The sequence below is a fragment of the Achromobacter mucicolens genome (assembly GCF_029866465.1).
Classification (GTDB): Bacteria; Pseudomonadota; Gammaproteobacteria; order Burkholderiales; family Burkholderiaceae_B; genus Achromobacter; species Achromobacter mucicolens.
Genome location: NZ_CP123364.1, coordinates 4,848,143 through 4,868,059, shown reverse-complemented (window position 1 = coordinate 4,868,059; position 19,917 = coordinate 4,848,143). Strand labels below are relative to the sequence as shown.

Genomic DNA, 19,917 nt, shown 5'->3' with positions numbered 1-19,917 from the left:
CGCCGCGCATGGTGTCCCATCGCATCGATGCACCCGCACTAATGGCCCCTTTACTGCCGCGGAGACCCCTTGCCGACATCAGGCCTGATGGAACGCGTACCGTCGTGGCGTTATCTGCCCGTGGCCCTGGCGTTGGTCTTGCCGGTGATCGCCTGCGTGGCCTGGACCTGGTGGCATGCGCAGAAGGAACAGCGCCATGACGCCGAGTCGGCCGCGCGCATCGTTCAAGTCCAGACGCAACTCATCCTGACGCAGTCCTGGGAACTTCTGGACCGCGTGGCGCCGCTGACCGCCCTTTCCTGCGACGAGGCACTGCCCGATCTGCAACGCTGGGGTTCGCTGAACCCGTATGTCCGGTCCCTGGTGCTGGTCCGCGGCGAGCGCATGTATTGTTCGTCGGCGGTCGGCAAGGTCGATTACGCGGTGTCGGAATTTCGCAGATGGTCGGTGGGCGGTTCCCCGGACCGCTGGCTCATCACGGTGGCCGGGACTCCGCTGGCGCCGGAACGTCCCGCCGTGCTGTTGGGCCGGCCCGGGGTCGAAGGCCACAGCGCGGTCGTGGTGGTCGACGGCCGGTACGTGCAGGATCTGTTGAACGCGCTATCCAATCTGCGCGATTACCAGATCGACGTGCAAGTGGGAGAGGGCGGCGTGCCCATCCACAACGATCGCAAGGGGGCAGCGGGCGCGCCCCGCGAAGTGATCTACACCGAGACGACGAACCCCGACTGCCGCGCGCCGGTCACCCTCAGTGTCAGCGCGCCGGCCGAAGCGGTCGTGCAGGCGTGGCAGCAACTGCTGATGACCTACCTGCCCGCCGCGGCGCTGCTTGGCCTCGGCCTGGCCGTGGCGGCGTTTCGCCAGCAGGTCAACCGCCAGTCCTTCAAGGAACAGTTGCGCCGCGCCATCGTTGCCGACGAATTCCGGGTGCATTACCAGCCGGTATACGGCCATGCGGTGGGCCAGTGCAGCGGGGTCGAGGCCTTGTTGCGCTGGGACCGGCCGGGCGTGGGCGCCGTGCGGCCCGACGTCTTCATCGCCGCCGCCGAAACCAATGGCATGATCGTCCCGCTGACGCGCCATCTGTTCGCGCTGATCGAACGGGACATGCGCGACTGGGATACGCCGCCCGGCTTTCATGTGGGCGTGAACATTGCCGCCGCGCATTTGTCCTGCCCCGAATTCACCGGCGACATCGAGCGCTTTGCCGCCAACATCGCCCAGCGTGAACCGACCCTGGTGCTGGAGATCACCGAGCGCAGTCTGGTCACCGACGACGGGCAGGCCCGGCGCAACATCGAGGCCCTGCGCGCGCAGGGCGTGCGCGTGGCCATCGACGATTTCGGCACCGGCCATTGTTCGCTGTCGTATCTGCAGCGGTTTCCGGTGGATTACCTGAAGATCGACAAGGGGTTCGTGCATGCCATCGAACCCACGGGCGAAGACGCGCCGGTGCTGGACGTCATCATCACACTCGCGCACCGGCTGGGTCTGGCGGTGCTGGCCGAAGGCGTCGAAACCGACCTGCAGTTCCGCTATCTCAGCGGCCGCGGCGTGGCGTTCATCCAGGGTTACCTGTTTGCGCGGCCCATGCCGTCGGATCAATTCGTGGCGTGGTATGCGCGGCACGCGCCGTTGGGCGAGCCGCAGCTGCGGTCAAGCGGGCTTGGCGTCGGTTGATGGCTTGGCGAAGAACAGGTCGGTGATGGCCTGGCTGTCCATTGGCTCGCCGTTGATCGCGCGGGTCAGCATTTCCGCGCCCAGCAGTTGCACCGAAAACACCAGGTCGGGCTGCACCCGGCGGATCTTTTCGAGGTGCTTGCTGGTATTGACCAGCGCCACGGTCTTGGCGCCGTCCGCGCCGGTTGCTTCCTTGGCGGCCAGCACGATGAACGCATTCTCGGCGTCGTCGTCGCGCAGCGCCAGCACATAGCGCGCCCGCGCCACGCCCGCTACGTGCAGCACGTCCACGCTCGAGGGGTCGCCTTCGATCAGGTCGGTGGCGGCCGGGTAGTCGTGCGCCACGCCGGTCGGGACGATGACGGTGACTTCTTCGTTGCGGCTGCGCAGGCCCTGGTAGACGCTCAACGCGAGGGGCGTGGCGCCGGCGATGATGATGTGGTTCTTTCTCATGGCCGAGGAAAACCTGCCTTTGACGAGCCGTTTCAGGTTGCCGCCGATCACCGGGCCGGCGATCGCGCTGACGGAGGTTGCGAAGACGGTGATGCCGAGGATGATAATCGACGCGGTGAACAGCCGCGCCGTGCCGCTGTGCGGCGTGATGTCGCCATAGCCCACCGTGGACATCGAGACGATCGAAAAGTAGAGCGCGGTGCCGGCATCCAGGATCGGCGGATTGAATTCATTGCCCAGATATAGCGTGCCGAACACGGCGTAGATCATCAGCGACAGCACGCTCACCAGGGCGAAGAGCGACCCGGCCGTCACGCTGGCGCGGTCGAAACGGCGCCAGTACGCCACCAGCGCGATCACCAGCACCAAGGTATAGATGCCCAGCCCCGCGCGGCCGCCATCGCCCAGGATGGCGAACGTGCCGATGCCGATCAGCAGCACCAGCGAGAACGCCCACGCAATGCGCGCTTTCAGGATCAGGCCCAGCGCAATCACCTGCAGGCCCACGCCAAGCACCAGGCGCGGAATCTCCAGCAACCCGACCACGCGCATGATCTCGTGCCAGTTGTCCAGCGCAAGCCAGAACGAATATTCGCGTGCGCGGACTTCGCGCAGCACCGGGTGCATGAAGGCGTATCCGTCCAGCGCCACCAGGAAGGCGAGGCACCAGTTCGGCGGGAAGAACGCCAGTATCTTACGGAGCCGATGGCGCAGGGGAGGCTGGGGCAGGGGCATCGAGGGCACAAGCTTCCTATATCAATATGGTATGGAAGACTATCAACAAAGAATTACTGCAAACGCGTCCGAGGTCATAAACTTTCCTCATCAGGCGGCTATCCGGAAGGAACCCCGCCGATATGGCAGTAAAGCCTACCAGTAGTCAGGGTGGACGAATTGCCAGGCGTTGATCACGTTGCAGCCAGTGCAGGGACTAGAGACCCGGCGCGGGCCACGGTTGGACCGTGCGTGAGTAGTATGAGGCACGAATGTTGGAATCGCGTGATCCAGGTAGAAGGCATCGGTGCCGGCCGATGACTCCGGGTTCACGTGTTGTTTTAGCGCGGCGTCTTACCCTTCGGGGGCAGCGCCGCGTTTTTTTCGCCCGGCGATTCGCGCCGGGCCACCCTTGCAGCCACGCGTGGCGCGTCCGCTGCTGCGGTTACACGGACGCGTTCGCGTCCGCTTCTTCGCTGCGCCAGGCGTCTCGCCCGTCGGCGCGCGGGGTCGGCGCCGTGACCCGGTATTCCAGATCCAGCGTGATGTCGGCCGCAAACATGTAGCCCCATCCGTGCACCGCGCGGATCGGCAGCGTCATCTGGTTGGCCGCGGCCTTGCGCCGCAATCGGCTGATCATCACATCCACGAAGCGCCGGCGCGTGATGCCGCTGTCGGCTTCGTCTGCCCCATCGGCAAGAAATGCGTCGCGGCTGACCTTGCGGTCCGGCGCGTTGACCAGTCTGGACAGGAAGTCGCGTTCCCCCGTCGTCAGCCCCAGCGTCCTGCCCTTGGGACTGATGAGTGTCCACCCCTTGTTCGCCAGCCGCCAGCCTTCCTGGGCCGACTCCTCGGCCGTGTGCGGATCCGCGCCCGTCTCCAGACCATCCAGCCCGACCGCGCGACGCACCAGCGCCTGCAGGACGGCTGCGAGTTCCAGCCCCGTGACATCCGGCGGCAGACACGCGTCCGCCCCGCACAACAGCGTGCGGATGCGGCTTTCGGCGTCGAGGAATGGAGCGATGGCCACGATGCCCAGGCTGCGGTCGATCGCGCGCAGGCGCACGGCGGCGTTGTGGACATCGGGAAGCGGCGCTTCCAGGACCACCAGCGGGCTGGGCCGGCGGGAAAATCTGTCGTAGACGTCCACCAGATCGGGGCAGCGGCGGACGTTGAATCCCAGATGGGACAGGGACTCGACCAGTCTGGCATGCCTGGCGTCGTCGCTGCCAAGAAAAATGACATCCAGCGTGTTGTTCATTGATGCTTCCAATGAGGCGGCGCGGGCAGGCCGTGGGCGCCAGGAAAATGCCGGACGCCTGGCTCATGCCATGCCGTTGCCGGCCGTTGTGGGCGCGAGTCCTCATGGGAGGCACGCCTGTGTTTCATTTAAACACGGGCGTGTTTTTTTGTGAAGATACGTTTCTATGGTTTCGGACAGTAACAGTCCGTCCGGGGAGGAATTCGCCTGCAGCCATTGAAACGGCGTTTGATCCCCAATTTGCATCAGAAAAGTATTATGTATTACCGATACATTATTTTCTCTTCCGCCAGCGGCTGCGCTCATAAACTCATGCGTCTTTTTTGCTCACTGCGCTTGTCGCGGGCTCGCTCATGGGGCCGGCGCGATGACTGGTGAAGTATTGCAAGCCGATGAAATATATGAATTTTTTAAGGGCTGCTTGCATCGGAAGGGGCGCGTACGCAGCAGCTTGTACGCGGGGCCAGGGGGGCCTCACGGCGATTTATGGATTAGCCCGGAAATAGGGGCCTAATCCGTTTATTTGGCCGCGGAACTGAAATGCTTTAATCAAATAAAACCAAACAATTAATGTCTCGGGTTGATCGATTGGACACGTTTAGCCATCGTCTGCGCAACGCAAGAATGCTTCAGGGATGGACTCAAAAAGACTTGGCGGTCGCAAGCAACCTGTCGCAAAGCGCCATCGGCAACTACGAAAGCGGGCAGCGCCAGCAGCCTTCCAGCGATGCGCTGATCAAGCTGACGCGCGCGCTGCGCGTCAATCCCATGTGGCTGAGTACCGGCGAAGGCCCCATGGTGGACACCCCGCACGGGCACACTGCCGCGGGTTCCGCCGCCGAGACCCCCAACCCTGCCGCCTGGCCTTTCGAGACGATCTCGTATTCGGCCTACGCCCGCCTCAGCCAACAGGAAAAGCGGCAGATCGAGCTGGTGCTCAGCGCCTACATCAAGGCACGCGGTGAATAGTCCCTATCGGCTGCGCGGGCGCTTGCGGGCGCCGCGAGGCGTCCGCGGGCGCGGTGCCGCCCGCCGGATCGGCACGTAGACGGCTGCGCAGGCGCTCCACCGGATCCGCGATCAGGTAGTTCAAGACGGCCGAGAATCCGATGCAACCCGTGATCGACATGGCCGCAAACAGCATGGGCTGGTGTTCCTGCACGTCGTGCATCAGCCAGCTGAACGCCATGATCACCAGCATGTGACAGATGTAGAGCGGATAGCTCAACTCGCCGATTGCCTTGTCCAGCCGGTGGCGCGACTGGAACAGGAACGCCAGCGGCAGCAGCGCCGCAAACAGCAGGACAGCCAGGCCATCGCGCACGGTCGGATTGATGCCGATCGAGAAATGTGCCACGACGTAGAGGAACAGGATGCCCGTGCCCAGCTCGGGCAGGCGCTTGACGCGCTGTGTCCACGCCTTCATTCGCGGCAACACCACCTGGTGCGACAGCGAGCCGATCAGGAACAGCGCCAGCTCGGTGGGGAAGAACCGGTAGGTCCAGGGATCGGAACGCCCGACCCCGGTCCAGATCAAGATGGCGCGCAGGGCGAGCGATGCCGCCAGCAACGCCAGCAGCTTGCGCGGCGACCGCAGGATGAACGGGGCCACCAGGTAGAAACTCATTTCGACGCCCAGCGTCCAGGCCTGCGGCACCAGCAGGCCCTTGTACAGCGGCACGTCGCTATTCGCGAAGCTGCCCGTGAAGGCCAGGGCCGAGTCGCGGATGCCGAAGAACATCAGCCAGTCCTGGCCGAAGATGAAAAGGTTCGACAGGAACAGGAAGACTTCGGCGCTGAAGGGCAGGGCTTCGTAGATGCGGAAGAACGAGCCGCCGCTCACGATGTGGGCCGTGAGCGTCAACGCCGCCACCGACAGGTAGATGGGGAAAAGCCGCAGGAAGCGGTTTGCGTAGAATTTGCCGGTGGCGCCCTGGTAGTGGTCCGTGGCCGTCAGCACGTACGAGATCAGGAAGCCGGAGATGACATAGAAGAGCTGCACGGCAAGCCTGCCGCCGACCAACTGGTCGGCGTAGCCGCCACCCAGATGGTCCAGCACCACTGACAGTGCCAGTAAGGTTCTCAAAAAGCCCATCGCGCATCTCCCCGGTGGATATTGTTCTCAGGCCCGATGGCCGGACACTGCGCATGCGGTCGTCGCGGGCTCCGCTCCTCTTTCCCTGTATTACTTTTTAGGCCGGAGTCATCAACTGTCATCGATTCTGCGCGTCGGCCTGACCCCCCGCCATGCGGCATTCGATGCAGAACCGGAGATCATCAGCGTTAGAACCTCCGGCTCAATCGTGCATCTTTTGGATACCGCTGTCGGACGGAGAAAATCGCGTCTCTGGGCGAGGCCGGTTACAGTACGACGGTACGAACCATTGGAGTCCCGTCCATGCCCACCATCCTGTCCCCGCACGGCAGATTGCTCTGCCTCGCGCTGCTTACTGCGGCGTTGGCCGGTTGCGCCGGCACCGGCGGTGCGCGCCCTGAAGGCGCCGCAGCCGCCAGCGCCGCCACCAGCAAGGATTCGCTGGCGCAGACGAGTTGGGAACTGGTCCGCTGGGCGCAGCCCGGCGGCGCGCTGCGCGACATTCCGCACGGCGACAACGGCGAACCCATTCGCCTGACCTTTCTCGCGCAGGGCAAGCAGTACCAGGTCAACGGATTCTCCGGCTGCAACCGTTACACCGGCACGTACAAGCTCGAGCGCAACAAGCTCGTCATCGACGCGCCTGCCTCCACGCGCATGGCGTGCGTGCCCGCCGAGCGCGCGAAGCTGGAAGCCGATTACCTGCGCGCGCTGCGCGCCATCGACACGTTCACGCTGGATAGCGGTGGCGCGCCCCGCCACCTGACGTTCAATCTGCGTGGCGGCGACGTGCTGGAGTTCGAGCGCCGCCAGGATCCGCCGACACCCTGACCCGACGCCCAGGCGCGATTCGAGAACCTGCATGCGCAACCCAACTTTTCTGCGCCGCCTGGCGCCCGGCCTGCTGTGCGCGAGTCTCGTGGCCTGCTCGTCGCCGCCGATGCGCGCGGCCGATGGCCAGGATCCACGGTTCCAGCCGGCCTCGGCATCCGACGTTCTGGTGCAGACGAACTGGGAGCTGGCGCGCTGGACGCTGCCTGGGGGCGCGCTGCGCCCCGTGCCGCATCCTTCGGCATCGCAACGCCCCATCACGGCCGCGTTCATCCATGACCAGGGCTCGCCGCGCCTCATGGGTTTTGCCGGCTGCAATACCTACAACGCTCCCTACACCATTGCCAACGGACTGTTGATCGTGCGCGCCGATGCCGTATCCACCCGGATGGTCTGCGCCCCAAACGTCATGCAGATCGAGCACGCGTATCTGGCGGCGCTCACCCGCATCACCGCCACGTCGTTCGATAACACCAATAACCCGCAGCGCATGACGTGGAAGCTCAGCACCGGCGACACGCTGGATTTCGGACGGCGCGTGGATCCGGTCGCGGGTGGCCAGCTGGGCGCCGCCAAACTGGTCTATGTGAACGCCGAGCGCGTGCCTTGCCAGACCGGCGCTGGCCGCGCCCTGTGCTATCAGGTCCGCGACAGCGCATCGCAACCCTGGCAGGTCTGGCACGGCGAGATCACCGGTTTCAACTTCCAGCCCGGGGTGCGCTATCGCCTGCGTGTGGTGGAAATCGAGGATCCGAATCCGCCGATGGGGGCGTCCCCCCTGCGCTGGGTGCTGGACGCCGTCGTGGAGCAGCAGGTCGTCAGCCCTTGAGTGCTGCGGCCGGGCAGCGGCCGGGAAGGCGTGCGCCGCCCAGCGATTACTATTACGGTCTTCATCGCCCATCTTCACTGCTTTGCCATGACTGCCGTCGTCAATATCGCCGCTTACAAATTCGTTTCGCTGGATGACCTGCCCGACCTTCGCGCACGCTTGCTCGCCGAGGCCGCCGCCGCCGGGCTCAAGGGAACGATCCTGCTGGCCGAGGAAGGCATCAACCTGTTCCTCGCGGGGGCGGCCAACGGCATCGACGCCTTTTTGCGGGGTCTGCGTGCCGATCCGCGCTTCGCGGACCTGGAGGTCAAGTTCAGCCACAGCACCGACGTTCCGTTCCGCAAGCTGCTGGTCAAGATCAAGCGCGAGATCATCCGCATGAACCACCCCGCCATCCGTCCGGCGGCGGGCCGCGCGCCCGGTGTCGACGCCCACACGCTGGCGCGCTGGCTGGAGGCCGGCGTGGACGACGAGGGCCGTCCCGTGGTCATGCTGGACACGCGCAACGCCTTCGAGGTGGACGAGGGCACGTTCAAGAACGCCATCGACTGGCGCATCGACCGATTCACGCAGTTTCCTGCGGCGGTGCAGGCGAACCGCGCCCAGCTCGAGGGCAAGACCGTCGTCAGTTTCTGCACGGGCGGCATCCGCTGCGAAAAGGCCGCCATCTTCATGAACGAGGCCGGTATCGAAAACGTCTACCAGCTCGACGGCGGCATTCTCAAGTATTTCGAGGAAACGGGCGGACCCGGCTACGAAGGCAAGTGCTTCGTTTTCGACGAGCGCATCTCGCTGGATCCGGCGCTGGCGCCCAGCAACGCCTGATCCGATCCGGCGCTGCAAGGAAAAAGAGCCCGCATTTGCGGGCTCTTTGCATGGGGGGCGCCGCTTAGCGCACGCGCATGCCGGGCTTCGCGCCGGGGAACGGTTCCAGCACGTAGATGCCGGCGTCCACGGCTTCATCCGCATGGCTGGCAGCCAGCACCATGCCTTCGGACACGCCGAACTTCATCTTGCGCGGGGCCAGGTTGGCGACCATGACGGTCAGCTTGCCAATCAGGTCTTCGGGCTTGTAGGCCGACTTGATGCCCGAGAACACGTTGCGGTGGCGGCCTTCGCCCACGTCCAGCGTCAGGCGCAACAGCTTGGTCGAGCCTTCGACGTGTTCGCAATTGACGATCTGCGCGATGCGCAGGTCGACGCGCGCGAAGTCGTCGATGGAGATGGTCTCGGCCACCGGCTCGCCGCCGGGCACCACGACGGGCGCGGCGGGCGGCTCGAACAGGTCTTCCAGCATCTGCGGCTCGACACGCTGCATCAGATGCTTGAACGGCGCGACGCGCTGCGGCAGCACCGCGGCATCGGCCCACGTGAACGGCGCCTGCGCGCCAAACAATTCCAGCGCAACGCGTTCGGCGAGCTGGGGCAGCACGGGGGCCAGCATCACCGACAGGGCCTTGAAGCCGGCCAGCGAGCGCGAGCAGATGTCCTGCAGCGCGGCCTTCTGCGCGTCTTCGGCCGTGGCCAGACCCTTGGCCAGCACCCACGGCTGCGCCGTGTCGAACGCCTGGTTGATGCGGTCAGCGTAGGCCATGATCTCGCGGATGGCGCGGTTGTATTCGCGAGCCTCGAACGCGGCGCGGATCGACTCGGCCTGCTCGGCGTATTCGGCGGACAGCGCGGCCGTGTCGCCCGAATAACCCAGCACGCCGTCAAAGTGCTTGGTGATGAAGCTGGCGGCGCGGCTGGCGATGTTGACGTACTTGCCGACCAGGTCGCTATTCACGCGCGCGATGAAGTCCTCGGGATTGAAGTCCACGTCTTCGACGCGCGCGTTCAGCTTGGCGGCGATGTAGTAGCGCATCCATTCGGCATTCATGCCGAGTTCCAGGTAGCGCAGCGGCGAAATGCCGGTGCCGCGGCTCTTGGACATCTTTTCGCCGCTGACGGTGATGAAGCCGTGCACGTTGACGGCGTCCGGCGTCTTGCGGCCGGCGAACTTCAGCATGGCGGGCCAGAACAGCGCGTGGAAGTACACGATGTCCTTGCCGATGAAGTGAACCTGTTCGGTGTCGCCGTTGGGGTCGAGCAGGGCGTCGAAGTCCATGCCCTTGACCGCGCAATACGACTTGAGCGACGCCAGGTAGCCCACCGGCGCGTCCAGCCAGACGTAGAAATACTTGCCCGGCGCGTCGGGGATCTCGATGCCGAAGTAGGGCGCATCGCGGGAAATATCCCAGTCGCCCAGCTTGGCCTCGCCGTCTTCGCCACCCAGCCACTCGCGCGTCTTCGCCAGCATTTCGGGCTGCAGATGCTTGCCGCCGTGCCGGTTCGCGCCCGTGGTCCACTGCTGCAGGAATTCAACGCAGCGCGGGTCGGATAGCTTGAAGAAGAAATGGTCGGACGACTTCAGGACGGGCGTGGCGCCCGTCAGCGCCGAGTACGGGTTGATCAGGTCGGTGGGCGCGTAAACCGCGCCGCAGACCTCGCAGGAGTCGCCGTACTGGTCCTTGGCGTGGCACTTGGGGCATTCGCCCTTGATGTAGCGGTCGGCCAGGAACATGCCCTTGACCGGATCGTAGAACTGCTCGATGGAGCGCGTTTCGATCAGGTCCTGGGCTTTCAGGGCGCGGTAGATGTCCTGCGACAGCGCAACGTTTTCCGCCGAGTCGGTCGAGTGCCAGTGGTCAAAGCGGATGTGAAAGCCGTTCAGATACTGGGGGCGCTCGGCCGCGTAGCGCGCAACCAGCGCCTGCGGCGTGATGCCTTCCTTTTCGGCCTTCAGCATGATCGGCGCGCCGTGCGCATCGTCCGCGCCCACAAAATGCACCGTGTGGCCCGCCATTCGCATCGAACGAACCCAGATATCGGCCTGGATGTACTCCATGATGTGGCCGATGTGGAAGGATCCGTTGGCGTAGGGCAGCGCAGTGGTGACAAAGAGGGTGCGAGACATGGTTGTCGACTGAGGTTGAGGGGAAAAGGGATTTGGCGGCCATTTTAGGGCAAGCGCGCAGGCCTGCCCGCGGCGGGGCCCCGGAAAGCACACAACCCGCCCATCGCATCGATGCGAATCAGGCGGGTTGAGGGAAGAGTGGCCGTGGCGTCTGGTGCGACCTTGCGCAACACGAAACGGCCAGCTTGCGCGCAATGACGCGCAAGCCAGTGGAAAACCGCCGTCAGCGGATTTCGCGGGCCTCGACGTCGATCACGTCGCCACGCGGTTGCGTGGCAAACGGAGCGGTGGCGGACTGGAAGGGTCCAGGGCGGGCGCCTTGGCGCTGGCTCCAATAGGCGCGAACGCCGAAGGGCTTGCCGCGCACCTTGGCGACCACATAAAGGATCGCCACGGCGAATGCCGTGGAAAGCATGAACACCAGCGCCATCGCCATGCCGATCAAGGCCAGGGCGGCGAATAGGACGGCACGAAAGAAGCGGATAAGTGTGTTGGTCATGAATGTCGGATGCAAAACGCAGCGAAAGGTTCCCGTGTATCCGCTATCCTTTAGGGGATGGCGGCCCGCAGACGCCGCGCTGCCTACGGAACCATAGTGACATGAGTATAACGATAGAAAACATCCGCGCCGCACTGCGCGCCGCGCAAGACCCGAATACCGGTTTGGATTTGGGCGTTTCTGTAAAAGATCGTGACATTCAATTGGCTGGCGGCCGTGTCGCGTTGACGCTCGAGCTGGGATATCCCGCCGACGCCGTCCGCGAACAGGTCCGCGACATCGCCGTGCGCGCGCTGGCGCAAGCCGGCGCGCCCGATGCGCAGGTCACCGTCACCTGGAAGGTAGCCGCCCACGCGGTGCAGAAGGGCCTGAAGCCGCTGCCCAACGTGCGCAACATTATTGCGGTCGCTTCCGGCAAGGGCGGCGTGGGCAAGAGCACCACCGCCGTGAACCTGGCCCTGGCCCTGGCGGCCGAGGGCGCAAAGGTCGGCCTGCTGGACGCCGATATCTACGGCCCCAGCGTGCCGACGATGCTGGGCATCTCCGGGCGTCCCGAAAGCCTGGACAACAAGAGCATGGAGCCCCTGACCGGTCACGGCCTGCAGGCCAACTCCATCGGTTTCCTGATCGACGCCGATTCCCCCGCCATCTGGCGCGGTCCGATGGTCACGCAGGCGCTGGAGCAACTGCTGCGCCAGACCAACTGGCGCGATCTGGATTACCTGATCGTCGACATGCCGCCCGGCACGGGCGACGTGGCCCTGACGCTGGCGCAGAAGGTGCCGGTCGTGGGCGCGGTCATCGTCACCACGCCGCAGGACGTGGCGCTGCTGGACGCGCGCAAGGGCCTGAAAATGTTCCAGAAGGTCGAAGTGCCGATTCTGGGCGTGGTCGAGAACATGGCCATTCATATCTGCTCGCAGTGCGGCCACGCCGAGCACATCTTCGGTGAAGGCGGCGGCCAGCGCATGGCTGAGCAATATCAGACGCCGTGGCTGGGCAGCCTGCCGCTGACGCTTGCGATTCGCGAGCAGACCGACGCCGGCACGCCGACGGTGGTGTCCGACGCCGGCAGCGAGGCCGCGTCTCTGTACCGCGCGATCGCTCGGAAGCTGGCCGCGGGCGTTGCGGCACTTCCGCGCGACATGGCCGGAAAGTTTCCTTCCATCGTCGTCCAGCAACCGACCTGAAGCATGCGGTGGGCTGCCCGCGCCTTTTTGGCAGGACTGTGCATGCTGGCGGGCGAGGCGTTGGCCAAGCGCCCCGAAGTCATTGTGGACCCGGGGGGTGTGCCCCCGGCCGCGCTGCAGGCGATCACCCAGGCGGTCGATGCGATTGCGCGGCTGGCCGAAGACCAGGACGGCGGTGAAATCAACCGCCTGCGCCGGCGCGCGCGCGATGCGACGCTGGCGGCGCTGGCCACCCAGGGCTATTTTTCGCCCAAGGTCACGCTCGAGGCCGGCACCGATATCGGCGGCGAAACCTGGGACATCGCCATCGTGCCCGGCAAGCGCACGACCGTCGAATCCGTGGACCTGGCGTTCACGGGCCGCATCACGCGTCCCGAGTACGCGCAGCGCGTGCAGCGGCTGCGCGACGACTGGAGCTTGCGCAAAGGGCAGCCCTTCATCAATAGCGACTGGAACCGCGCCAAGGCCACGCTGCTGGACGAAATTTCCACGCGCGATTTCCTGCTGGCGCGCATGACGTCCTCGCGCGCCGACATCGATGCCGACAACGCGGTCGCGCATCTGCATGTCACCATCGACAGCGGGCCGCAGGTGCGCATGGGCGAACTGAACACGCAGGGCTTGAAGCGGGTGCCCGAAACGCTGATCGATCGCTACGTCCGCTACAACGTGGGGGCCGCGTTCGACCAGAACCGGCTCGATCAGTGGCAGCAGGACCTGCAATCGACCGCCTTCTTCCGCGGCGCGTTCGTTTCGCTGCAGGAGCCGCCCAGCCAGACCGATCAGCCCACGGACCCGATCTCTGACCGCGCCCGCGGGCCGGGCGCCGAAGACGCCGCCGCGGCCGCGCCGGCAGGCGATCCCACGGTGTCGGGCGGCCTGCCCCCGCCGCCCGCGCAGTTCGATTCGGACGGCGAAATCACGCTGCCCGTGCAGGTGCGCGTGGTCGAGGCCCCGCCCAAGCGCTTTTCCGCGTCGATCGGCGTGGACGACGAGGCCGGCGTGCGGGTGGAGTCCCTGTATCGGCAGAACGTCGTGTTCGGCCAGCCGGTCACGATGGAAACCGGCTTTGGCGTGGACCGGCTGCGCCAGCGCGCCTTCATGGATATCCTGCTGCCGCCGTCCGAGCGCGGCTACCGCGATTCGTTCGGGATCCTGGCGGACCGCTCCGACATCCAGGGGCTGGAGGTGACCCGCTACGCGCTGGGCGCCACGCGAACGCAGGAGCGCAAGGGCGCGGGCGACAGCCGGGTCGAATACGAAACGCGCTACGGCGTGCTGCTGGCGCAGGACCACGTCAAGATCGACGGCGGCGACAGCTACACGCTGCCCACCGTGACCACCACGGCCGAATGGCTGCGGCGCGACGTGGACAACAAATACGATCCGCGCGAAGGCAACCTGATCGCCGTGGGTGGCGGCGTGGGTATTACGCTGGATACGGGCGAGCCCTACACGCGCCTGCGGCTGCGCGGCCAGAAGTGGTGGCCGATCGGCAAGCTGGACGTGCTGACGATCCGCGGCGAAGTCGGCCGCGTGTGGTCCAACGGCGACGTGCAGGTTCCGGACGACTTTGGCTTTCGGACGGGCGGGGCGCGCACTATCCGCGGCTACCGTTACCAGAGCATTGGCGTGCACCGCGACAACGCCGTGGTGGGCGCGCCCACGCTGCTGGTGGGCAGCATTGAATACGACCACTATTTTGACGAGCGCTGGGGCATGGGCGTGTTCGTGGATGCGGGCGATGCCGCCGAATCGTTCGGCGACATGAAGATGTCCGTGGGCTACGGCGTCGGCGCGCGCGTGCGCACGCCGGCCGGCCCGTTGTTCCTGGACGTGGCCTACGGCCAGCGCGAACGCGACCTGCGCCTGCATTTCTCGTTGGGGATCGCGTTTTGAAGTTCGTGCGTAAATTCCTGCGCCATGTGCTGGTGTGGTGGCTGCCCGGGCTTGCCATGCTGGCCGCATTGGCGGCCGGATTCATCTTCTGGCTCGTGGCCTCGCAGAACGGCACGCGCCTCTTGCTGACGACGGCCGCGCAGCAGCTGGACGGTCAGGCGCTGGACGTGAATGGCTCGCTCTTGCGCGGGGTGACCGTGGGCCAGTTGACGTTGACGGCCGGCGGCACGCACGTCGATATCCATGATCTGGACCTGGCCGTGCATTGGCGCGCCCTGGGCGACCGGCTGCTGCACGTGCGCAATCTGTCGGCCAGTTCTGTGCGCGTGGACATGGTGTCCTCGCCCGAGGCGCCGCCTGCCGAAGACAACGGCGAACCCTTCACCCTGCCCAAGCTGCCGGTGGCCATCGCCGTGGACCGGCTGGCGTTGGGCGATTTCCAGTTCACTCAGGATGGCCAGCCGCTGCCCGTCACCTTGAACGACCTGAACGCCACGTTCGCCGCGGGCCAGCAAGGCGCGCAGTTGCGTATCGCCAGCTTGCGGGTCGGACACGAAGTGGGCGAGGCCGACGTGACGGGCCAGGCCCAATTGCAGGACCTGGCCGACCCGTGGCCGTTCGCGGCGCGCCTGGACGTGACGGCGCGCGGCGCGGGCCCCGATTCCCCTTTGTGCCAGGCCGACCGGTTGAGCGGCGTGTTCGGGCCGGTGGCGGGGCCGGCGCAGCCCGGCGCCAAGGCCAGCGAACCGGTGAAAAAGGTGGAAGCGCCCAAGGCCCAGAACGGCGCGAAGCGCGCAGGCGCGCGTGCGGCGGAGGCGGGGGGCAAGGGCGCGAAGGGCGCAACTGCCGTCAAGCCGGCAGCGGCGGCCAAGTCCCCTGCCGACGCCGCGGAAGGCGACAAGGGCAACAAGGACAATACCGCGCCCGCGCCGCCGGCGATGGGCCCGCCCGCGCCCACGTGCCTTGTCGTGCTGCGCGCCGACGCCGCTGGATCGCTCGACGGCATTCAGGCGAAGGTGGACGGCACGGGTTCGAATTTGGTGCTGGATGTGGTGGCCGATCTGGCGCCGCGCACGGCGCTGGTGCTGCGCAGCGCCCGGGCGCGCGCGCAACTGCCGGACAAGTCCACGCTGGCCGCGCAGTTCGACCTGCAGGCGGGCGACGCGCCGGGGCGCAACCGGATCGTCGGCTCGCTGGACGCGCAGCGGCTGGACCTTGCGCCGTGGACGGGCCCTGCCATTCCGCCGGCGCTCCTTACCGTACGCGCCGATGTACAGGCCGATATCGAGAACCTGAGCGAACTGCGCCATGCTGCCGTCAGCCTGCGGTTTGAAGAAGGCAGCCGCTGGAACCGACAAGCGCTGAGCGGGAATCTGAAGGCGCAGGTGGACGTCGCTGCGGCAGCAGGTGCTGCGGCAGCCGGTGCTGCGGCGGCCGATACCGCGGCAGCCCCTGCTGCGACCAATGCCGCGGCGACAGGCGCCCCGCCGGCGCCTGCCCGCAGCGCCGCGCCGGATCCGTCGGTAGACCCGCTGGCCGGCCTGCGGATCCACGACCTGGACGTGGATTTGCGGCTGGGCCGCAACCGCGTGCGCGCGACGGGTGAATTGGGGGCGGCAAACGGCGCGATCACGCTGGACGCCCAGGCCCCGCAGCTAGACGCCTTCTGGCCGGATGTGCCGGGCGGTGCGGAGGTGCGCGCCCGCATCGACGGCACGGTGGCCGCGCACCGCGGCGAGATCACCGCCAGCTACACGCCGCCCCGGCCCCGGCCGGGCATCATCGGGCAATCGCGCGCGCAGGCCAACCTGACCTTCAACGGCGGTTGGGGCAGGGGACCTGCCGGCCAGCCGGATGCGGCGCTGGTGGGCTGGCGCGGCACGTTCTCGCGGCTGGGCGCGGATACCGCCGGGTTCGCCGTCTCCTTGGACCGGCCGGTTACGTTGTCCTTCCTGCCTGCGGCGGTGGCGCCGCAGTGGCAATGGCAGGTGGGCCAGACCGCGCTGAGCCTCGTCCTGCCGGGCAAGGAGCGCCTCACCGTGGCGCACCAGGGTTCGCGCGGCGGCGGCAAGCGCTGGGAAACCGCCGGGCAGTCCGACAATCTGGTCATCACCGCGACCGTGGCGCGCCAGGTGATCGGCGCATTCGACCCGGAAGCCGCGGCCAAGCTGGGCCGCAATGCCGGCCGCGTGAACGCGATGGTGCCCGACGGCCAGCGCCGCATTGCGCTCGACCTGCTGTGGGATCTGAAATTTGACGGGCGCCTGGCGGGCCGCGCCCGGATCGCGCGCCGTACGGGCGATCTGCTGATTCCGGGCGACCCGCCCATCCCCTTGGGAGTGAAGACGCTGGTCGTCGACGTGACAGCCACGCCCACGTCGGCCAACGCCAGCCGGCTGGATGCCCGCCTGGATCTGTCGACGGACAAGATGGGCTCGATCAACGGCACCGGCACGGCGGTATTGCTGGTGAACGCCCAAGGCGGTATGGCGCTGGATACGCGCCAGCCGCTGCGGGCGCGGCTGAACGCGGATATCGCTGACCTCGCCTGGGTGGGCCTCTTCGTGGGCGACGCCATGGAGGTCGGCGGCACGCTCAAGGCCAACATCGACGTGCAGGGCACGCTGGCGGGCCAATGGGGCGCGACGGGCACCATCCGGGGCGACAAGCTGCGGCTGGTCCGCATCGACGACGGCGTGCGGCTGATCGACGGCACGCTGTCCGCGCGTCTGGACGGCCAGCGGCTGATCCTGGACAGCCTGCGCTTTCCGGCGTCGCTGCGCGTCATGCCGGCCGAATGGCGCACCAAGGAATGGATCACCACGAACCCGGGCGCGAAGGGCGGGTACGCGGAAGCCAAGGGCGACTGGAACATCATGGACGGCGGCGGCGCCATCCGGCTGACGCTGTTCCGCTTCCCGGCATTGCAGCGCTCGGACCGCTACGCCATGGTGTCCGGCACGGTCGACGTGCGGGCGGCCATGCCGCGTCTGGAAATCGTGGGTGACCTGAGCGCCGATGCCGGCTGGTTCAGCCTGGAAATCCTGCAGGGCGTGCCCACGCTGGACGATGACGTGCGCGTGATCCGCGCGGGCGACGAACCCGGCAAGGTGTCCACGCCCCTGCAGACCAGCATGGACCTGAAGTTCGACATGGGGCCGCGCTTTTATATCACCGGCATGGGGCTGGACGCCGGTCTGCTCGGCTCCATCCAGATCCGCCTGAATGAGGGCCGGCTGACGGGCTGGGGCCAGTTGCGCACGCGCGGCGGCGGCATCGAGGCCTATGGCCAGCGGCTGCGACTGAGCCGCGGCACGCTGACCTTCCAGGGCCGGCTGGACAATCCCATCCTGGACATCGAGGCCCTGCGCACGGGCGAACTGGTCGAGGCCGGCGTGCGGGTGGTGGGCACGGCCCAGCGGCCGCGCATCGACCTGGTGTCCTATCCCGAAGTCAGCGACGTCGAAAAGCTGTCGTGGCTGCTACTGGGGCGGGGGCCGGACGAAAGCGGCGGCGACGCGGCCCTGCTCGTGTCGATCGGCACGGCGTTGCTGGGCGGCGGGCAGCCGTTCTACAAGCAGTTCGGCCTGGACGACGTGGCCGTGCGCACCGGCAACATGGGCAGCTCGGGCAGCATCCTGCCCGACCGCACGGTGGCCGGCAACGTGAACCGCGATATCGGCAGCGATCTGTCCACGCAATTCCTGGTGGCCAGCAAGAACTTCGCCAATGGCATCACGCTGAGCGTCGAGCAGGCGCTCTCGGGCAGCGACACCGTGGGCCGGGCAAGTTACCGGCTGGCGCGTGGTCTGTCCCTGGATTTGAAGGGCGGCTCGGTCAACGGGATTTCGCTGGTCTATCGCACGCTGTTTGGCAATTAAGCGGGTGCTTGCGCTTGAGGCGGGACAAGCCTGTCCCGCCTTGGGCCGGGGGATCCGGCGCGGTCGGGATAAAATGACGCCCATTCAAATCCCTAGCACCACACCCACCATGAGCATCAAAAGCGACCGCTGGATCCGCCGCCAGGCCGAAGCCGGCATGATCGAACCCTTCGAACCGGGTCAGGTCCGGACGGCCAATGGCGGGCGTATCGTCAGCTACGGCACCAGCAGCTACGGCTACGACGTGCGCTGCGCCGACGAATTCAAGATCTTCACCAACATCAATTCCACGATCGTCGATCCCAAGAATTTCGACGAAGGCTCGTTTGTGGATTTCAAGGGCGACGTCTGCATCATTCCGCCCAACTCGTTCGCGCTGGCGCGCACGGTGGAGTACTTTCGCATTCCGCGCAGCGTCCTGACGGTCTGCCTGGGCAAGAGCACCTACGCGCGCTGCGGCATCATCGTCAACGTGACGCCGCTGGAACCCGAATGGGAAGGCCACGTCACGCTCGAGTTCTCCAACACCACGCCGCTGCCTGCCAAGATCTACGCCGGCGAAGGCTGCGCGCAGATGCTGTTCCTGGAAAGCGACGAGGTCTGCGAGACCTCGTACCGCGATCGTGGCGGCAAGTATCAGGGCCAGCGCGGCGTCACGCTGCCGCGCACCTGATCCCTCAGCCTGCGGCCGGCGGCCGCAGGTATTCGATGTCCCATTCTCCTTCGCCGGTCTGCACGAAGCCGTGCCGGCGATAGAAGCGGTTTGAATCGCTGCCCCGCAACGCGCTCAGGGTCACTGCCTGGCGGTCGCGGTCGGCGTCCCGCAAGATCCGGCGCAGCACCTGGCCGCCCACGCCTCGTCCTTGCGCACAGGGATGCACGTACAGATGATCCAGCCGCAACCCTTCGCCGTCCGGGCGCAGGCAATAAAACCCGATGCGATCGCCGTCTGCCTCGATGTGCCAGGTGCACTCGGGGCGGAAGGTGCCGCGCAGCCGCTCACGCGCCCGGTCCGGATCGAAGCGGCCCAGCCGCTCCAGGCTGTCCCGCATGGCGGCAATCCTCAGCGCCAGCAGCGCCTCGAAATCCGCCTGCGTTGCGGGCGTAAAGCGCAGCGGGGCGGCGCCAGCCTGTGCTTCGCTGGCCAGTTCGTCGTAGCCGCGCCCCAGGAATTGCAGGATGCAGATGCCGTGGCCGTAAGGGTCCGCCAGATGCGCGATGCGGCCCCAGGCGTGCGTGGCGGGCGGATCCTCCAGGCGCGCGCCGGCGGCCACCGCGCGGGCGACCGCGCTGTCCACGTCGTCCACCACCACGTCCAGATGCACGGGCGTCCAGTGCCGCGCATAGTCGCGCGGCTGGCGCACTGCGCCGGCCGCCGGTGTGCCTGCGGCTTTCTCGAGCAGGTAGATGGGGGCGTCGGCGCCCAGCATTTCGGCGCCCGTCGCGCCCAGCCGGCGGTTCAGCGTCAAACCGAAGGCGGCCTGATAAAAGCCGATGGCGTGTTCGAGATCAGGAACATCGATATTGACCAGGATTCTCATGGAGGCCTTGTGATGGTGGAGCGCCGCGTCGTTACGCGGCCTGCGCTAAAGAACCTCCCGCCGCGTCCGTAAAAAGATTACATGTGTT

The 19,917-nt window shown here is 66.5% G+C and carries 15 protein-coding genes; 9 read left to right on the top strand and 6 right to left on the bottom strand.

What is annotated here, in order from left to right:
* The first annotated feature begins 87 nt into the window (after positions 1–87).
* Entirely contained in the window at positions 88–1,680 is a 1,593-nt protein-coding gene (locus QEP15_RS22165) for an EAL domain-containing protein (RefSeq protein ID WP_280148071.1), read from the top strand.
* Here the strand turns inward: QEP15_RS22165 and kch are convergent.
* Positions 1,657–2,868, bottom strand: a complete 1,212-nt coding sequence (gene kch / locus QEP15_RS22160; RefSeq protein ID WP_056325187.1) for a voltage-gated potassium channel protein — start codon at positions 2,866–2,868, stop codon at positions 1,657–1,659. The two genes, QEP15_RS22165 and kch, sit on opposite strands and share 24 nt — an antisense overlap.
* A 424-nt stretch (positions 2,869–3,292) precedes the next feature.
* Complete coding sequence (locus QEP15_RS22155) at positions 3,293–4,108, bottom strand: response regulator transcription factor (protein WP_217618190.1); 816 nt, start codon at positions 4,106–4,108, stop codon at positions 3,293–3,295.
* A gap of 624 nt (positions 4,109–4,732) precedes the next feature.
* On the opposite strand from QEP15_RS22155, the gene QEP15_RS22150 reads away from it, so the two are divergent.
* Entirely contained in the window at positions 4,733–5,077 is a 345-nt protein-coding gene (locus tag QEP15_RS22150) for a helix-turn-helix domain-containing protein (RefSeq protein WP_280148070.1), read from the top strand.
* Here QEP15_RS22150 and QEP15_RS22145 read toward each other — a convergent pair.
* On the bottom strand, positions 5,058–6,203 hold the full coding sequence (locus QEP15_RS22145) for an acyltransferase family protein (protein WP_152382624.1): 1,146 nt from the start codon (positions 6,201–6,203) through the stop codon (positions 5,058–5,060). The two genes, QEP15_RS22150 and QEP15_RS22145, sit on opposite strands and share 20 nt — an antisense overlap.
* A gap of 303 nt (positions 6,204–6,506) precedes the next feature.
* On the opposite strand from QEP15_RS22145, the gene QEP15_RS22140 reads away from it, so the two are divergent.
* The 3 genes from QEP15_RS22140 (at position 6,507) to QEP15_RS22130 (ending at position 8,688) form a co-directional block, all read left to right on the top strand.
* The gene (locus QEP15_RS22140; RefSeq protein WP_056325197.1) at positions 6,507–7,034 is read left to right on the top strand and encodes an META domain-containing protein; all 528 of its coding nucleotides are present in this window, start codon (positions 6,507–6,509) and stop codon (positions 7,032–7,034) included.
* A gap of 31 nt (positions 7,035–7,065) precedes the next feature.
* Positions 7,066–7,863, top strand: a complete 798-nt coding sequence (locus QEP15_RS22135) for a DUF4377 domain-containing protein (protein WP_425285969.1) — start codon at positions 7,066–7,068, stop codon at positions 7,861–7,863.
* Between the two features lie 87 nt (positions 7,864–7,950).
* A complete protein-coding gene (locus tag QEP15_RS22130) occupies positions 7,951–8,688 on the top strand; it encodes a sulfurtransferase (RefSeq protein WP_152382623.1) in 738 nt (245 codons plus the stop codon).
* A 64-nt stretch (positions 8,689–8,752) separates the two neighbouring features.
* On the opposite strand, the gene metG is transcribed toward QEP15_RS22130, so the two are convergent.
* Positions 8,753–10,819 carry a methionine--tRNA ligase gene (gene metG, locus QEP15_RS22125; protein ID WP_062839969.1) on the bottom strand — a complete coding sequence of 689 codons (2,067 nt, stop codon included), beginning with the start codon at positions 10,817–10,819 and terminating at the stop codon, positions 8,753–8,755.
* A gap of 223 nt (positions 10,820–11,042) precedes the next feature.
* Positions 11,043–11,318, bottom strand: a complete 276-nt coding sequence (locus QEP15_RS22120) for a hypothetical protein (RefSeq protein ID WP_056325207.1) — start codon at positions 11,316–11,318, stop codon at positions 11,043–11,045.
* A gap of 101 nt (positions 11,319–11,419) precedes the next feature.
* Between QEP15_RS22120 and apbC the strand changes: the two genes are divergently transcribed.
* The 4 genes from apbC (at position 11,420) to dcd (ending at position 18,961) form a co-directional block, all read left to right on the top strand.
* Positions 11,420–12,508, top strand: a complete 1,089-nt coding sequence (gene apbC, locus QEP15_RS22115) for an iron-sulfur cluster carrier protein ApbC (RefSeq protein WP_142053129.1) — start codon at positions 11,420–11,422, stop codon at positions 12,506–12,508.
* 3 nt (positions 12,509–12,511) lie between these two features.
* Positions 12,512–14,407, top strand: coding sequence for an autotransporter assembly complex protein TamA (locus QEP15_RS22110; protein WP_152382620.1), 1,896 nt, complete (start codon positions 12,512–12,514; stop codon positions 14,405–14,407).
* Positions 14,404–18,288 (top strand): translocation/assembly module TamB domain-containing protein, encoded by a 3,885-nt coding sequence (locus QEP15_RS22105; RefSeq protein WP_425285968.1) that lies wholly within the window; start codon positions 14,404–14,406, stop codon positions 18,286–18,288. Before QEP15_RS22110 ends, QEP15_RS22105 begins: the two co-directional genes overlap by 4 nt.
* A 109-nt stretch (positions 18,289–18,397) precedes the next feature.
* Positions 18,398–18,961, top strand: coding sequence for a dCTP deaminase (gene dcd / locus QEP15_RS22100; RefSeq protein ID WP_008166733.1), 564 nt, complete (start codon positions 18,398–18,400; stop codon positions 18,959–18,961).
* Between the two features lie 4 nt (positions 18,962–18,965).
* Here the strand turns inward: dcd and QEP15_RS22095 are convergent, their stop codons facing one another.
* Positions 18,966–19,829 carry a GNAT family N-acetyltransferase gene (locus QEP15_RS22095; protein ID WP_280148069.1) on the bottom strand — a complete coding sequence of 288 codons (864 nt, stop codon included), beginning with the start codon at positions 19,827–19,829 and terminating at the stop codon, positions 18,966–18,968.
* Positions 19,830–19,917: the final 88 nt, after the last annotated feature.

Bases quoted from the DNA above. Each gene is read 5' to 3' on its own strand.
- QEP15_RS22165 (WP_280148071.1), top strand. From the start codon at position 88: ATGGAACGCGTACCGTCGTGGCGTTATCTGCCCGTGGCCCTGGCGTTG.
- kch (WP_056325187.1), bottom strand. From the start codon at position 2,868: ATGCCCCTGCCCCAGCCTCCCCTGCGCCATCGGCTCCGTAAGATACTG.
- QEP15_RS22155 (WP_217618190.1), bottom strand. From the start codon at position 4,108: ATGAACAACACGCTGGATGTCATTTTTCTTGGCAGCGACGACGCCAGG.
- QEP15_RS22150 (WP_280148070.1), top strand. From the start codon at position 4,733: ATGCTTCAGGGATGGACTCAAAAAGACTTGGCGGTCGCAAGCAACCTG.
- QEP15_RS22145 (WP_152382624.1), bottom strand. From the start codon at position 6,203: ATGGGCTTTTTGAGAACCTTACTGGCACTGTCAGTGGTGCTGGACCAT.
- QEP15_RS22140 (WP_056325197.1), top strand. From the start codon at position 6,507: ATGCCCACCATCCTGTCCCCGCACGGCAGATTGCTCTGCCTCGCGCTG.
- QEP15_RS22135 (WP_425285969.1), top strand. From the start codon at position 7,066: ATGCGCAACCCAACTTTTCTGCGCCGCCTGGCGCCCGGCCTGCTGTGC.
- QEP15_RS22130 (WP_152382623.1), top strand. From the start codon at position 7,951: ATGACTGCCGTCGTCAATATCGCCGCTTACAAATTCGTTTCGCTGGAT.
- metG (WP_062839969.1), bottom strand. From the start codon at position 10,819: ATGTCTCGCACCCTCTTTGTCACCACTGCGCTGCCCTACGCCAACGGA.
- QEP15_RS22120 (WP_056325207.1), bottom strand. From the start codon at position 11,318: ATGACCAACACACTTATCCGCTTCTTTCGTGCCGTCCTATTCGCCGCC.
- apbC (WP_142053129.1), top strand. From the start codon at position 11,420: ATGAGTATAACGATAGAAAACATCCGCGCCGCACTGCGCGCCGCGCAA.
- QEP15_RS22110 (WP_152382620.1), top strand. From the start codon at position 12,512: ATGCGGTGGGCTGCCCGCGCCTTTTTGGCAGGACTGTGCATGCTGGCG.
- dcd (WP_008166733.1), top strand. From the start codon at position 18,398: ATGAGCATCAAAAGCGACCGCTGGATCCGCCGCCAGGCCGAAGCCGGC.
- QEP15_RS22095 (WP_280148069.1), bottom strand. From the start codon at position 19,829: ATGAGAATCCTGGTCAATATCGATGTTCCTGATCTCGAACACGCCATC.